Below are 14,869 nucleotides of genomic sequence, written 5' to 3'. Positions count from 1 at the left end.
ACGCGTGTCCGTCGGATTCGCAAAAATATCAAAGCCAAGGATGTACTGGCTGTTGGAAGCGACCTGAAGGTTGTAACCGGGCTTCAATTCCCGATTCTTCATGGGGTCTTCCTTCATACACATAAACGTCGCATCGGGATCGGTCTTCGAGAAACTGTTCCGTCCTTGAAAGGTTTCTTGGTCTTGCTCATATTTTTGTTTGCGTGGTAGGAGGTCTTTGATGCATTTGTTGAGATATTTTTTTAGCGTCCGCCGTCTCCGCTTGTGAACAGATCCGCCTTTTGGGACTTGTTTCTCCTCGGCAATCACCTGTTCCACTTGTGCCAGCTCTTCCTCTATCGCCTCTACAAGTGCTTCGATTCCAGAGGAATCTTCCAACTGTTCTTGTGAAAGGCAGAGATTAACCTCCGATTGGATTAATTCCTCATACAGGTCGGACACTTTTTGGTTCAGGTTTGTCTCATTACGATCGATGGCCTTTTTCCACGTAAAGGAGTAAATGTTCGCATCCGCCTGAAGTTTCGTGCCATCGATAAAGAGGGCGTCGTCCTTGATAAGCCCGTTATCACTCAACAGGGAGCTAAACAAAATGAACGAATACTTGATGAGTTTTGTGGCATGTTCGCTTGAACGAAAATTATTGATGGTCTTATAGGTGACCGCCGTGTCACCGGTCAACCATTTCATCGGGATGGATTCCTCATTCAGGCGTTCAATATTACGGCCAGAAAAGACGGAACGGCTGTAGGCAAACAGACACATCTTAAGCATCATGGCAGGATGGAATGCAGGACGACCGGTATGGGAAGTATCTTCCAGAAGAAATTCCTGCGGAATGGCATCGACAAACCGGCTGATGAGGCGCGCCTCATGATTTTCGGGAATAGAAAAGGTCACTTGTAATGGCAGAGCGGTTTCCATTGTGCTATAATTTTGGTACATAACGAATGCCTCCTTTTGATTGCTGTTCTCAACTCAATTATAAAGGTTTTCATTCGTTATTTCTTCTAAAAACAAATCCATCCATTCACTTTTTAACCAAGTGAATGGATGGATTTTTTTGTTGGGCAAGAGTTATTTCCCAGCCCCAAGTTTTTTTGCGTTTTTTTCAGTGAGGATGGGCCTCTTACCAATCACCATTCCCGAAAACTTATTTGCAAGTGCATGGTAGTGGTGATAAAATGAAAGAAAATTCATTTATCAAAAAATGAATAACAGAGCCTGAAAATGGCCCGAATGCGTACAGCCAGAGGAGGCAAAACGATGAATAACGAATTGAAGGAAAAAATCCTGAAGATTATCGAAAAGAACAACAAATTGACTGATGAAGAAGTTGCGGTTATGTTGGGTGTTGACACAGAAGAAGTGGAAATTGCCGTGAAAGAGCTGGAAGCGGACAAAATCATCTGCGGCTACCATACTTTGATCAATTGGGACAAGACCGGCGACGACGAAGTTTCTGCCATCATCGAACTGCGCGTAAATCCGCAAAGAGGATCCGGCTTCGACCGTATCGCGGAAAAAGTCTACCAATTCCCGGAAGTGGATACCGTTTTCCTGATGTCCGGCGGGTTTGATTTTATGGTGCAATTGAAGAAAGCACCGATGAAGGAAATTGCGCTGTTTGTCGCAAAACGCCTTTCTGTCATCGATGAAGTACAATCAACCACTACTCATTTCGTATTGAAACGTTATAAAGATCACGGCACGTTGTTCGTGGATGAGGGTGACGACAAACGGATGGTGCTTACTCCATGAGAAATCCGATAAATGCTAAGGTGCGGGAAATCAAACCTTCCGGCATCCGGAGATTTTTTGATATTGCGAATGAGATACCCGGAGTGATTTCGTTGGGGGTAGGCGAGCCCGACTTTGACACCCCTTGGATTGTGCGTGATGAAGGCATGTATACCCTCCAAAAAGGGCGTACTTTCTACACTGCAAATGCCGGTTTGGCCGAACTGCGCCAAGAAATCTGCCGCTATCTGGAACGTCGTTACAATCTGCACTATTCCCCCGAGGATGAAACCGTTGTTACGGTGGGCGGAAGTGAAGCCATCGATTTGGCGTTGCGTGCCATGTTGGATCCGGGTGACGAAGTCGTTTATGCGGAGCCGTGCTATGTTTCTTATCTTCCGTGCATCGTGCTGGCTGATGGAGTTCCTGTCGCCATCCCGTTGCAGGAGAAGAACCAATTCCGTTTGACGAAAGAAGAACTGGAAGCGGCGATCACTCCGAAAACAAAAGTACTGATTCTTTCTTATCCCAACAATCCAACCGGCGCCGTTATGTCCAAAGAGGACCTGGAAGCGATCGCTGAAGTCATCATCGCAAACGACCTGTTCGTCATCACTGATGAAATCTATAGTGAACTTTCCTACAATGGAGATCACGTCAGTATCGCCTCTTTACCGGGAATGAAGGAACGGACCGTATACATCAACGGATTCTCGAAAGGGTTCGCGATGACTGGTTGGCGTTTGGGCTACGCAACTGCTCCGCCGGTCATTATGGAACAAATGATCAAAATTCATCAATTCGCCATCATGGCCGCACCGACGACAAGCCAATACGCCGGTATCGTTGCATTGAGAAGCTGCGACGATAATGTTGCCGAGATGCGTGAAAGCTACAATCAACGTCGCCGTTATTTAATGAAAGTCCTGAAAGACTTGGGATTGCCATGTTTTGTGCCTTATGGTGCCTTTTATATCTTCCCCAACATAACCGAATTCGGTTTGACTTCGGAAGAGTTTGCTACCCGTTTGGTCCAAGAAGAGAAAGTGGCTGTTGTGCCCGGATCGGCCTTCGGAGAGAGCGGAGAGGGCTTTATCCGTATTTCCTACGCTTATTCAATCGAAGAGCTGAAAGAAGCTTTCGAACATATAAAAAGCTTTATCGAACGCCTACGTGCAGAGAAAAAAAGCAACCAATAAGAAGAAAGACTGCATAATTGCGTTCGTACGCAACTTTTGCGGTCTTTTTTCTCTATCCTATGCGAGAGAGCGGTTTAGGCGTTTATTTTGTTGAGTATCGAAAGACTGGCCATGTATCAGGCTTTTTTTACATTTTCAAAATTTTTGAATAATAACTGTTTACAAAATATACCCCATAGGGTATTATAAGTCCATAAGCGATTGAGAATACTTAAAGAAAAAGGAGCCACGTATGTTATTTAATTTATTCAACAGTATGCCTTCCGTTTCCACAAAGGAATTGGAAGCCAAATTAACCGAGAAACCACAAATAATCGATGTCCGTGAACCGAACGAATTCATCGGAGGACATATTCCGGGAGCAAAAAATGTTCCGTTGAGAAAAGTGGAAACATATACCCCCAAGGGTAAAGTTTATGTGATTTGCCTATCAGGTGCTCGCAGCAAACGTGCAGCGACTATCTTAAAATCCAAAGGCTACGATGTAGTCAATGTCAAAGGCGGCATGTCCGCATGGTCAGGCCCTACAAGAGGAGGAAAACTATGATGAAAATTGTTATTATCGGTGGAGTGGCAGGCGGTATGTCCGCTGCAACACGTTTGAGAAGATTGAATGAAGATGCAGAAATTATCGTATTGGAAAAAGGACCTTTCGTTTCCTTTGCGAACTGCGGCTTGCCTTACTATGTTTCAGGCGATATCCAAGAACGTAGCGATCTCTTGGTCCAAACCCCAGAGCAACTGCGTGCACGTTTTGACTTGGATGTCCGTCCTTTCAGCGAAGCGATCGCAATCGATCCGGATAAAAAAGAAGTGACAGTCCGTTCAAAAGAGGGCGAATACCAACTCGCTTACGATAAAGTCATTTTATCTCCAGGTGCGAAACCATTCGTACCACCGGCTGAAGGTCTGTCCGAAGCCAAAAACATCTTTACGATGCGCAATGTACCGGATGTGGATGCTGTCACAGGTTTCATCCTTGAGCATAAACCGAAAAAAGCAGTCGTCATCGGAGCAGGCTTCATCGGTCTTGAGATGGCTGAGAGCTTAGCACACCGTGGTTTGGCTGTGACGATCGTCGAAAAAGCACCGCATGTCTTGCCTCCTTTCGATGAAGAGATGGCCGCTTACTTAGCGGATGAATTGGAAGCAAATGGCGTGACACTGTATACAGGAGTTGCGGCCACAGCTTTCCAGAATGAAGGCAAAACTATCGTGCTGGAAAACGGCGTGACATTGGAAAGCGACTTGACCATCATGTCAGTCGGTGTCCAACCTGAGAACAGCCTAGCAATCTCTGCGGGTATCGAAACAGGCATGCGCGGCGGTATCCTCGTCGATGAAAACTATGAAACAAGCAAAAAAGACATCTATGCAGTCGGTGACGCAATCATCGTGAAGCAACAGATCACCGGTGAAGATACCATGATAGCTTTGGCTTCGCCTGCGAACCGCCAAGGCCGCCAAGTTGCTGACGTCATCAGCGGCTTGAACAGAAAAAATAAAGGCAGCATCGGAACCGCAATTGTGCGTGTATTCGGCTTAGCCGGTGGTTCCACTGGTTTGAATGAACGCCAATTACAGTTGTCAGGAAAAGAGTATGCAGTTGTACATATCCAAGGAAAAAGCCATGCCGGCTACTACCCGAATGCATCTGCAATCGTCCTGAAATTGATTTTCCATCCGAAAACCGGTGAAATTTACGGAGCGCAAGCTATCGGGGCAGATGGCATAGACAAACGTATCGACATCATCGCTACAGCAATCAAAGGGAATTTGACGGTCCACGATCTGCCGGAATTGGAATTCACGTACGCACCACCGTTCGGATCGGCCAAAGATCCAGTCAATATGGCAGGATACGCAGCCATGAACATCATCGAAGGCGTTTCTGAATCCATCCAATGGTATGAATTGGAAAAGATGCAGGAAGAAGGCTATCAATTGTTGGACGTCCGCAGCGAGAGCGAAATCGAAAGACTGGGTGCCTTGAATGGCGCCATCAATATCCCTGTCGACGATTTGCGCGCACGTATCGGAGAATTATCGATAGAAACACCGATCATCGTCAGCTGTCAAAGCGGCTTACGCAGCTATATAGCAGAACGTGTATTGAAGCAAAATGGATTTAATGTCAAAAATTTAGATGGTGCATTCAGCCTGTATGCAACCGTCAGACCAGAAAAGGTGGTAAAATAATATGTATCAATCAATAACAATGCCGGAATTCGAACAATTATGGAAAAAAACGCCCGTCAAACTAGTGGACGTACGTGAAGCAGACGAATATGCACATGCACACGTTGACGGTGCCATCTCTATGCCTTTGAGCGGTTTAGAAGACACTGTAGATCAATTGGATAAGGATGAAAATTACTATGTTATGTGCCTGAGCGGTGCGCGCTCAATGGCAGCTTGCCAATATCTTGCTTCAAAGGGCTACAAAGTAACGAACGTAATGGGAGGCATTTCGGCCTGGAGGGGTGAAGTTGTGTGAACCAATACAACAAAAATATAATCAACCGCATTAAGCGTGCGGAAGGACAAATGCGCGGCATACTTGCCATGATGGAAAGCGAAAAAGATTGTTCCGATGTCGTGACGCAATTGTCCGCAGTCCGATCCAGCATCGATCGCGCAATGGGCATCATCGTTGCGGAAAACCTGGTTGCCTGCGTGAATGACCAAGAGAAGGATGGCATGTCCAAGGAAGAAAGCGTCCAACAAGCAATCAATCTGCTGGTTAAGAGCAGATAGAGCGTGATGATTCGCGTTTAGACACCCGTACGTTGGAGTAACCGGCTGCCGTTCACCGCTTTTGTGGACGACAGCCGGTTGCGAAACGGTAGCGGTGTCTGCGAATCAGAACGCGTTTGATAGAGCGTGATAAATGTAAGCAGTGGCTGTCTCGAAATGAGATGGCTACTGTTTTTTTGTTACCTACTATCAGTATAGGGTTAGCTACGGTTGGCCGGAGGAAATCAGCTGAAGCGGTCGCCAGCTCCGGCGAGAATCCGCCCGCCGGAGGACACCGGTAACTTTCAGCCTCACCTCCGGCCAAGCTTCCCTCATCGGAGGACGGAATCAGAATGTTGGCCGAACTCCGGCGAAGCCTCCGCTCGCCGGAGTACACATTCAAAGAACATCAAAGAACAGAATGCCACTCGCCGGCGCACAATTATTTTGTCTCCATTCCCCATTCTGATACACTGGATATGAAGAAGTTTTAATATTCTGGATATGCAGTGCTTCGCTATCAGAGAGGGTGTTTTCAGTTGGAAAAAATCATAGAAGTCAAAGGCTTATCAAAGCGTTTCGGAGATGTGCAGGCGGTCAAGAACATCGATTTCCATGTGAATGCCGGCCAGCTTTTTGCGTTTTTGGGTCCGAACGGAGCAGGCAAGTCAACGACGATCGATATCATCTGCACGCTGCTGCAGGCGGACAGCGGGGAAGTCACGATAAATGGATTCACTTTAGGGAAGGATGACTTTGCGATCCGCTCCGATATAGGCGTCGTCTTCCAAACGAACTTGTTGGACAAATTGCTGACCGTCAAGGAAAATCTTGAGGTGAGAGGGAGCTTTTACGGATTGTCCAAAGCTGATTGGGAATCGGCATTCCTTCGAGCAACTCAGGCTGCCGGGGTAACGGAATTTTTGGACAGGCCGTACGGAAAATTATCCGGCGGGCAGAAGCGGCGAGCCGATATCGCGCGGGCTTTGATCAATACGCCAAAGATTCTCTTTTTGGATGAGCCGACGACCGGATTGGATCCCCAAACCCGCAAGAATGTATGGGATACGATCCGGAAACTCCAGGAGGAGCACGGGATGACGATTTTTCTGACGACGCATTACATGGAGGAGGCAGCCAACGCAGATTATGTCGTCATCATCGATGAAGGCGAAATCATCGCGGAAGGGACCCCGGATGCGCTGCGGGAAAGATACAGCTCTGACGTATTGAAGCTGCGCACCGAGGCTCTTGCAGAGGTGCGCAGCATTTTGGATGCTCATCAGGCGCAATATGAGGTTCAACAAGATCTTTTTCGTGTGAAATTAGGCAAAACATTGGATGCGCTGCCCATTCTGGAGCAGTGCAAACCTTACCTGACTTATTTTGAAGTGGTGGCGGGTTCCATGGATGATGCCTTTATTGCGATAACAGGAAAGCAGGTGCAGGAATGATACCGATCATTGGGCGCAACATCAAAATATTTTTCAGGGATAAGGCGAATGTCTTCTTTTCCCTGTTGGCGGTGCTGATCATCATCGGACTCTACGTCTTTTTCTTGGGTAAAAATTTGACGAGCGCTTTGGGGGATTCGGTAGGCGCGCAGTACGTCATGGACAGTTGGATCATGTCCGGTGTCATTTCGGTTTCCGGGGTCACGACGACCATGGGGGCATTCGCCGTCATGATCGATGACCGGGCCAATAAAATATTGAAGGACTTTACGGTCTCGCCGATCCGTTCGAGCAGGTTGGCGGGAGCCTATATCCTGAGTTCGGTGGTGGTTGGCTTCATCATGAGTCTTGTCACGTTCGTGTTGGCCGAAGCTTATATCTTCTTGAATGGTGGGGAATTGTTGGCTCCGCTCGCCATACTGAAGATGCTCGGCCTGATCCTGCTCACCGTGTTGACGAGTAGTGCAATGGTCTATTTTCTGACCTCTTTCTTCAATAGCCAGAACGCTTTCGCGACTGCCAGCACGATTCTTGGCACCATCATCGGCTTCCTTGCCGGGGTGTACGTGCCGATTGGGCAGTTCTCGGATAATGTGCAGACGATCATCAAACTGTTTCCGATGACCTATTCGGCTTCTTTGATGAGGCAAGTGATGATGGAGGAACCTTTGAAAATCTCGTTCGAAGGCGCTCCGGTTGAAGCGTTGGATGCCTTCAAACTGATGATGGGCCATACCATCCGCTTCGGGGAATCCGCAGTGACGCCCTTCATCAGCATCCTGATTCTGATCGGTACAGCGCTGGTGCTTTACGGCTTGTCCATCCTCAACATATCCAGAAAAACGAAATAAACAAAGAACCGCTGGCGCTCAATGCGAGGCCAGCGGTTCTTTCGATCAAAACAGGTTTTTGATCTTCTCGATGTTTTTGATGATGACGGATGTGGTGCCATCAGGGTTATTGATGAATTCCACGACGTCCGGGTCTTTGTAAAGCTCCAGTGGAATGCTGATTTCGATGCCGTTATCGAGCCTGAATTTTTGTTTGGAATATTTCGGACCGGCTACTGCCGCTTCTGCCGGGGCTCGGTCAACATAGCCTAATTCCTCGACCTGTTCGAAATATTTTTGCTTTTTGGCGAAGTTATCGCCGAACAGGGCCTCAGCAATCTTTTCATTATCGATGAGATTGTCTTCCTGCATGCTCATGACGATGGCTTCCTTCGTTTCGGCCAATACCTGGAATTCTTCATCATTGAAGGCTTTGCTGGTCTTTTGGACAGCCTTTTTGATGATCGAGATGTTCTCCTTCAGGCTCGGTTTCGGTGTATCCTCCAGGAACATTTCCGTGAAGTAGTTCACCTTTTCACCGAGTTCTGCGATCATGTGTTTTTTCTCGATGACATGGTATACCATCTGCTCCAAATTCACGACAAGGCCTTCCTGGATAGCTTGTCTTTGCGAAGGCAGGATGGCACGGTTCAGGATGATCTGGTTGGTCAGAATATCCCCTTCATACGAAACAAAGTGCGTATAGCTGTCTGAGTAATTCAGCTTGAATACCCCAAGGCATGGCACTTCATCCAATTCAAAATGCGCGATCAGCAGATCCGCGGGCGGGATTTCGGGATTCAATTTGGTCACATTGAAGAATTTTTCCGACAAGGCTTTCGTGCCTTCGACGAAATCGCTTTGGCAATTCTTGATCAGGGCAGTCATCTGATTGTCCTCTTCCAAAATCCCGTCCTTCATGCTGTCTGAATCTTCGACCTTTGCGACCATGGCTTCGATATATTCGATCATCATGCGTTCGGATGTATCCAGGCCGGCATAGGAAAAAATCGGTTCATTCGTGTTGATGTCCAAAATGTGTAAAATGGCTTCTTTAATGCGTATCAATTTTTTCAACCTCCGTTTCGTTCACGCTTATCAGTATCCCACAAAATTGCTCTTCGGACAAAGCAAAAATATAAGCTTTCTATTTGTCCGGCCATCGCATATAATGATGTTATTTGAAAAAAAGTAAAGGAAAGGAGGGATGGAATGTCTCACTATAAATCCGGGGTGCTATTCACCGTTGTGGGTGCTTTGTTGTGGGGGATTTCGGGCACCAGTGGGCAGTTTCTGCTGCAGCAGCGCGGGTTAACATCCGGCTGGTTGGTCGCTGTCAGAATGCTGATGGCCGGTTTGATTTTGTTGATGTTGTGCTACAAAAAAGAAAAAGAGGCTATCTTTCGGGTCTGGAAAGATAAGCGGGACCGCAGGGATTTGTTCCTGTTCGCGGCTTTGGGTCTGTCCTTTTGCCAATACACGTATTTTGCTACAATCAGTCATTCAAACGCAGGAACAGCTACAGTCCTGCAATTTTTGGCTCCGGTTCTGATCATGATTTACCTTTCCGTCAAGAACAGAAAATTACCGCGGCCAGCTGAATTAACAGCCATCACCTTTGCGGTCGCCGGCATTTTCCTGTTGGCCACACATGGCCGATTTGATAGTCTGGCCATATCACAGGAGGCATTGATTTACGGCCTCTTGTCGGCTGTTTCTGTCGTTATCTACAATCTGCAGCCTGCCCGGCTCATCAAAACTTATGGAACGCTGCTGTCGTTGGGGTGGGGGATGCTGATAGGTGGCATTCTGCTTTCGTTAGTGTATCAACCTTGGCGGATCATCGGTACTTGGGACCTTGCAGCATTTGCAGCATTGCTGGTCATCATCATCTTTGGGACGGTGATTTCTTTCAGCCTCTATCTGGAGGGAGTACATCGTATCGGCGCAACAATCGGAAGCCTACTTTCATCGGCCGAACCGCTTTCTGCAACGTTCCTTTCCGTTTTTTGGTTAGGGACCAGTCTGCACTGGACGGATCTGGTCGGTATCGTGTTGATTCTTTCAACCGTATTCCTGTTGACGTTGAAAACAAAACCGATAAAAGCAAGCGAGATTATCCAAACCGAGCCGAATATCTGAATATCAAAGAAAACGTGAGGCTTTTTGGCATCACGTTTTTTGCATTCCATAGCGTCATAATTTCTAAATACAGGCATTTGTTCTATAATGAAGATAGGTAAATGTCAGGTTATGAAGAGGGTCAAATCAGAAATGAGGGGATCATAGTGAAAAAAACGAAGATAGTCTGCACAATCGGACCAGCCAGCGATTCCGTCGATGTGCTGGTAAGGATGATGGACAGCGGCATGAATGTAGCACGTTTGAATTTTTCGCACGGTGCACACGATACGCATATGATCAGCCTGAATAATGTCAGGGAAGCTGCACGATTGGCGAACAAAAATATAGGTATCATGCTGGATATCCAAGGCCAGAAAATCCGCACAAATAAGATGACCGATGACGCCGTTACCTTGGTTTCCGGGGAGTCGGTAACCATCAGCATGAAACCTGTGCTGGGAACAAAAGAAAAATTTTCTGTCACCTATCCTGAGCTGATCAATGATGTGACGATCGGCATGCATATTTTGATCGATGATGGCCTGTTGGTTCTGGAGGTTACGGACATCGATTATGAAGCTAAAGAGATCATAGCGATTATCCAAGTGGGCGGTACCCTGAAGAATTCAAAAGGTATCAATGTGCCGGAAGCCAAGTTCAGTATGCCGGGGCTGACGGAAAAAGATGCTGCGGATATCCGCTTCGGTGTTCAGCAAGGAGTGGACTTCATCGCTGCAAGCTTTGTCCGAAGACCTGATGATATCCTGGAAATTATCGAAATCCTTGAAGAAATGGATGCGACGGACACGCAGATCATCGCCAAAATCGAAAACCAGGAAGGCGTCCAGAATGCCGAAGAGATACTCAAGGTGTGCAGCGGCCTGATGGTGGCGCGCGGCGATTTGGGTGTGGAAATCAACGGAGGCGACGTTCCAATCGTACAGAAAGACCTGATCCGGAAATGTAATCTGGCAGGAAAACAGGTCATCACCGCCACGCAGATGTTGGACTCCATGCAATGGAATCCGCGTCCGACAAGGGCAGAAGCGAGCGACGTCGCGAACGCCATATTTGACGGAACAGACGCAGTCATGCTTTCCGGCGAATCTGCTGTCGGCCAGTACCCAGTCGAAACTGTCGCGATGATGGCGCGAATCGCGGAACGGACGGAAGAAGCTCTTGAGGCAAATGGCGGCAACCTGTCCGCATTGTCTATGTTCGACAAGGCCTCCGTTACCGAAGCGATCAGCCAAGCTGCAGCCCGCACGGTCATGAATTTGGGCATCAAGACCATCGTAGCGGCAACCAGCTCCGGGCATACGGCCCGGATGATCTCAAAATACCGCCCGAAAGCGAATATTTTGGCTGCAACCTACAGCGAACGGGTGCAGAGAGGGCTGACGCTTGTCTGGGGTGTGCAAGCTTTCGTCATTGCAGAGCCTGAAAATGTTGACGATATGCTAAATAATGTAACCGCATTGGCGAAAGAAAAGGGCTTCGCGCAACCTGGAGACGCCATTGTCATCACTGCTGGGACGCCGATAAGAGAAAGCGGCACGACCAATTTAATGAAAATCGAACGCATACCTGATTGAATGCAAAACACTGAGTAGATCGGTTTTTTGTATTGGGATTGGATTTATACTAAGAGATTCCACCGCCAAACCACAGAAAGAGGCAGCCTCGAAATGAGGCTGCCTCTTTCTGTCAATGATTGATCACGAGATGATCTGGTAGTCTTCTAATTTTGTCTTGACTGCTTCGATATGCTCTTTCACGCGTTCCGGTGCTGGTCCGCCGGCTACATTTCTGCGGATGACGCATTCCTTCAGGTCGACCTTCTTATAGATGGTTTCGTCAAAAGCATCCGAGTGTTTTTTGTACATCTCCAACGGGAAGTTTTCCAGCGTAAGGTTCTGTTCTTCACACTCTTTCAGGATGTTTCCGGTGATCTGGTAAGCGTCACGGAAAGGGATACCTTTTTCGACAAGGTAATCGGCGCAATCGGTGGCATTCAGATAGCCTTTTTGTGAAGCCGTCAGCATGGCTGCTTCCATCACGTCCATATCGTTCAACATTGCAGGCAGGATTTCCAAACAGAAGGTCACTGTGTCGATCGCTTCGAACAGCAATTCTTTTTCTTCCTGCATGTCTTTGTTGTATGCGAGCGGCAAACCTTTCATCAAAGTCAATACGCCCATCAAATCGCCGAAGACACGGCCGGATTTTCCACGCAACAATTCCGCGATGTCCGGATTTTTCTTCTGCGGCATGATGCTGGAGCCGGAAGAGAACGTATCCCGGATTTTCACAAAGCCGAATTCCTGTGATGACCAGATGATGACTTCTTCAGCCAGACGGGAAATGTGGACCATGATGATCGACAGATCCGCCAACATTTCCAAGGAATGGTCGCGATCGGATACGCCATCCAAACTATTCCGGGAAAAATCCTTGAATCCGAGTGCTTCAGCAGTGAAGGCGCGGTCCAACGGAAGAGTTGTAGTCGCAAGCGCGGCACTGCCCAGCGGCATATAATGCAGAACCCGTTCTTTGGCATCATCCAAACGAGACTTGTCCCTCAGGAACATCTCCGTGTATGCCATCAGGTGATGGGCAAAAGTGATCGGTTGTGCACGTTGCAGATGGGTGTAACCTGGCATGATCGTTTCCAGATGCTCTTCGGCTTTTTCGCTCAATGCGAGGGAAACGTTGGCAGTAAGACTGGACAGGTGCTCCAACGCAGATACAGAATACAATTTCAAAGCAGTCGCTACTTGATCGTTACGGCTTCTTCCTGTGTGGACTTTTTTGCCGATAGCGCCAAGGCGACGCGTCAGTTCTGCTTCCAGGAAGCTGTGGATATCTTCTTCCGAGAAATCGATGGTCAGATCGCCATCCTGCAGTTCATCATTCATTTTGCCCAGTTCATTGACGAGAGCATCCGCTTCTTCGCGGGGAATGATTTCGGTTTTGCCCAACATTTTTGCGTGAGCGATACTTCCGGCGATATCGGCATAGACCAGACGGGCATCCGCATCGATGGATGAATTGAATTCAAATGCCTTTTCATTCATGGAACCGTGATAATTATTTGACCAAATTGCCATAATTTCCTCCTCGGCAGGGTGCTTAACTTTAGGTGGATCAATACACTGCAATCCCTGGCTGTTTTAATAGTGTTTTAGTACGTTTCTGTGTTGCTGCTTTTTTCTTTTGCTTCCGTCAATTGTACAATTGTTTCGAACGCAACTTCAATCCCTTTTTGCAATTGCGCATAATCCGTCCATTCTTCCGGTGTATGGCTGATGCCATCTTTGCTGGGAACGAAAATCAAGCCTGTTTCAGTGAAATCCGCGAATATCATGGCGTCATGACCGGCACCGCTGACCATTTTCCGATAACGCAGACCCAGTTTTTCGCAATTTTCGATCAGCAAGGTTTGGATATCCGCTGACATCTCGACCGGCTCCGCATAGAGTAACTCCTCGGTACTGAAAGAGATGCCGGGTATTTTCACATCAGCCACAAGCTGCTCGATTTTCTGCAGGATGCGCTGGATAGTATCGCTATGGGCGGAACGGATATCCACCGTAAAAGTAACCTGATTCGGGATGACATTGGCTCCGTTTGGGAGGACGTTCAGTTTTCCGACAGTCAAAACCGGCCTATCAGGTTCATCCAATACCATTCCCGGCAGTTCCTTCAATATCGATACCGCCCCCGCGAGGGCATCAGCACGACCTTCCATAGGAGTCGTTCCCGCATGGCCGGATTTCCCTTTCACTGTGATGCGAATTTCGGTCATACCGACAATCATCTCTACGATACCCACATCCTGAGCTGCTGCTTCCAATAAAGGACCCTGTTCGATATGCAATTCCAGAAAGGCTTTTACATCCTTTCCGGTGCGCTGAGCCGAGCCGATTTCAGCAGCGTTGAAACCCATTTTTTCCATTGCTTCAGCTGCGGAAAGGCCGGTATTGTCCTTCATTTCGTTCAAATCTACAAGAGTGATTTGGCCGGCTATCATGCGGGAACCCAGCACGCCGCCTCCGAAGCGGGAACCTTCTTCTTCGATCATGGCAATGACTTCGAGCGGGTATTGAGGTTCGAAGCCATAATCCCTGAACAAAGCGACTACTTCGAGTCCGGTGACGATGCCAGCAGGGCCATCGAAAGAGCCTCCATTCGGGACACTGTCAAAATGTGAACCGATGATGACCGCAGGCGCATTTTTCAAGGCACCTTCCATTCTTCCATAAATGTTTCCGACGGCATCTTCCCGTACAACCAGGCCAAGGTTATTCATTTCTTGTTTGATGTAATGGCGGGCTGCTGCATCTTCCTTACTATAGGAAAGTCTGGTCGTTCCGTGCCCAGGAGTTGAGGTAAAACGTGCAAGTGACTCGATGTGGTTCTCGATGCGGTGTTTATTTGCCTTAAACATAATTATTTGTAGGTCTCCCTTCTTAATGCTGCCTATTTATAAGGCTACATACAAATGCCGACATTCTCATTTTTTTTTTTAATTTCATTTTCTATATTGAATCCTAGAGCGTGAACTACTCGGCCATGAATGACCGAGCTTCTGGGAACAGAGCAGACTTGCCGCGTTGAAAATCCAACGCAACAGCGGTTTCTCCTATTAACCAAGGCCAGTTCCTGACCTGTGTCTTTAACGCTGGGCAAGCGCTTTGTTGAGGATATTGATGGCCGCATTCACATCGCGGTCAATACCTGTGGTATGACAATGCGGGCAAGCGAACGTGCGGATCCGCAGCGGTTT

At 47.7% G+C, this 14,869-nt stretch carries 13 protein-coding genes and 1 pseudogene; 10 read left to right on the top strand and 4 right to left on the bottom strand.

Annotated features, from left to right (window positions below; genetic code table 11):
• Window positions 1-942: transposase (locus tag BMZ71_RS01915; protein ID WP_143071383.1), on the bottom strand; the 942-nt coding region annotated here is incomplete at its 3' end.
• A 321-nt stretch (window positions 943-1,263) separates the two neighbouring features.
• On the opposite strand from BMZ71_RS01915, the gene BMZ71_RS01910 reads away from it, so the two are divergent.
• From BMZ71_RS01910 to BMZ71_RS01875, 8 genes are all read left to right on the top strand, one after another.
• Window positions 1,264-1,758 (top strand): Lrp/AsnC family transcriptional regulator, encoded by a 495-nt coding sequence (locus BMZ71_RS01910; protein WP_086987840.1) that lies wholly within the window; start codon window positions 1,264-1,266, stop codon window positions 1,756-1,758.
• A complete protein-coding gene (locus tag BMZ71_RS01905) occupies window positions 1,755-2,936 on the top strand; it encodes an aminotransferase class I/II-fold pyridoxal phosphate-dependent enzyme (protein ID WP_086987841.1) in 1,182 nt (393 codons plus the stop codon). The genes BMZ71_RS01910 and BMZ71_RS01905 overlap by 4 nt, the downstream gene beginning before the upstream one ends.
• A 232-nt stretch (window positions 2,937-3,168) precedes the next feature.
• Window positions 3,169-3,483: a rhodanese-like domain-containing protein gene (locus BMZ71_RS01900; protein WP_086987842.1), complete on the top strand. Its 315-nt coding sequence runs from the start codon at window positions 3,169-3,171 to the stop codon at window positions 3,481-3,483.
• The gene (locus BMZ71_RS01895; RefSeq protein WP_086987960.1) at window positions 3,483-5,135 is read left to right on the top strand and encodes an FAD-dependent oxidoreductase; all 1,653 of its coding nucleotides are present in this window, start codon (window positions 3,483-3,485) and stop codon (window positions 5,133-5,135) included. The genes BMZ71_RS01900 and BMZ71_RS01895 overlap by 1 nt, the downstream gene beginning before the upstream one ends.
• A gap of 1 nt (window position 5,136) precedes the next feature.
• The gene (locus tag BMZ71_RS01890; protein WP_086987843.1) at window positions 5,137-5,433 is read left to right on the top strand and encodes a rhodanese-like domain-containing protein; all 297 of its coding nucleotides are present in this window, start codon (window positions 5,137-5,139) and stop codon (window positions 5,431-5,433) included.
• Window positions 5,430-5,693 (top strand): metal-sensitive transcriptional regulator, encoded by a 264-nt coding sequence (locus BMZ71_RS01885; RefSeq protein WP_086987844.1) that lies wholly within the window; start codon window positions 5,430-5,432, stop codon window positions 5,691-5,693. The genes BMZ71_RS01890 and BMZ71_RS01885 overlap by 4 nt, the downstream gene beginning before the upstream one ends.
• A 518-nt stretch (window positions 5,694-6,211) precedes the next feature.
• Window positions 6,212-7,126, top strand: coding sequence for an ABC transporter ATP-binding protein (locus BMZ71_RS01880; RefSeq protein WP_086987845.1), 915 nt, complete (start codon window positions 6,212-6,214; stop codon window positions 7,124-7,126).
• Window positions 7,123-7,977 (top strand): ABC transporter permease, encoded by an 855-nt coding sequence (locus tag BMZ71_RS01875; protein ID WP_086987846.1) that lies wholly within the window; start codon window positions 7,123-7,125, stop codon window positions 7,975-7,977. Before BMZ71_RS01880 ends, BMZ71_RS01875 begins: the two co-directional genes overlap by 4 nt.
• Before the next feature lie 45 nt (window positions 7,978-8,022).
• Here BMZ71_RS01875 and BMZ71_RS01870 read toward each other — a convergent pair whose 3' ends face one another.
• Window positions 8,023-9,024 carry a nucleoid-associated protein gene (locus BMZ71_RS01870; RefSeq protein ID WP_086987847.1) on the bottom strand — a complete coding sequence of 334 codons (1,002 nt, stop codon included), beginning with the start codon at window positions 9,022-9,024 and terminating at the stop codon, window positions 8,023-8,025.
• Between the two features lie 144 nt (window positions 9,025-9,168).
• Here BMZ71_RS01870 and BMZ71_RS01865 point away from each other — a divergent pair, with 144 nt between their 5' ends.
• Window positions 9,169-10,098, top strand: a complete 930-nt coding sequence (locus tag BMZ71_RS01865) for an EamA family transporter (protein WP_068559101.1) — start codon at window positions 9,169-9,171, stop codon at window positions 10,096-10,098.
• A gap of 146 nt (window positions 10,099-10,244) precedes the next feature.
• Window positions 10,245-11,666 (top strand): annotated as a pseudogene (pyk, locus tag BMZ71_RS01860) (pyruvate kinase); the annotation flags it as partial.
• Between the two features lie 132 nt (window positions 11,667-11,798).
• On the opposite strand, the gene argH reads toward pyk, so the two are convergent.
• Together argH and BMZ71_RS01850 are read right to left on the bottom strand one after the other, a co-directional pair.
• Complete coding sequence (argH, locus tag BMZ71_RS01855) at window positions 11,799-13,190, bottom strand: argininosuccinate lyase (RefSeq protein WP_086987848.1); 1,392 nt, start codon at window positions 13,188-13,190, stop codon at window positions 11,799-11,801.
• A gap of 74 nt (window positions 13,191-13,264) precedes the next feature.
• Complete coding sequence (locus BMZ71_RS01850; protein ID WP_086987849.1) at window positions 13,265-14,530, bottom strand: Zn-dependent hydrolase; 1,266 nt, start codon at window positions 14,528-14,530, stop codon at window positions 13,265-13,267.
• Window positions 14,531-14,869: the final 339 nt, after the last annotated feature.

This window comes from Trichococcus flocculiformis (assembly GCF_900113645.1).
GTDB lineage: Bacteria > Bacillota > Bacilli > Lactobacillales > Aerococcaceae > Trichococcus > Trichococcus flocculiformis.
The sequence above is the reverse complement of the archived record's forward strand: the minus strand, read 5'-3'. Positions and strand labels throughout refer to the sequence as shown.

Coding starts and splice junctions, on each gene's coding strand:
- BMZ71_RS01910 (WP_086987840.1), top strand. CDS start 1,264: ATGAATAACGAATTGAAGGAAAAAATCCTGAAGATTATCGAAAAGAAC.
- BMZ71_RS01865 (WP_068559101.1), top strand. CDS start 9,169: ATGTCTCACTATAAATCCGGGGTGCTATTCACCGTTGTGGGTGCTTTG.
- argH (WP_086987848.1), bottom strand. CDS start 13,190: ATGGCAATTTGGTCAAATAATTATCACGGTTCCATGAATGAAAAGGCA.
- BMZ71_RS01875 (WP_086987846.1), top strand. CDS start 7,123: ATGATACCGATCATTGGGCGCAACATCAAAATATTTTTCAGGGATAAG.
- BMZ71_RS01850 (WP_086987849.1), bottom strand. CDS start 14,530: ATGTTTAAGGCAAATAAACACCGCATCGAGAACCACATCGAGTCACTT.
- BMZ71_RS01900 (WP_086987842.1), top strand. CDS start 3,169: ATGTTATTTAATTTATTCAACAGTATGCCTTCCGTTTCCACAAAGGAA.
- BMZ71_RS01905 (WP_086987841.1), top strand. CDS start 1,755: ATGAGAAATCCGATAAATGCTAAGGTGCGGGAAATCAAACCTTCCGGC.
- BMZ71_RS01890 (WP_086987843.1), top strand. CDS start 5,137: ATGTATCAATCAATAACAATGCCGGAATTCGAACAATTATGGAAAAAA.
- BMZ71_RS01895 (WP_086987960.1), top strand. CDS start 3,483: ATGAAAATTGTTATTATCGGTGGAGTGGCAGGCGGTATGTCCGCTGCA.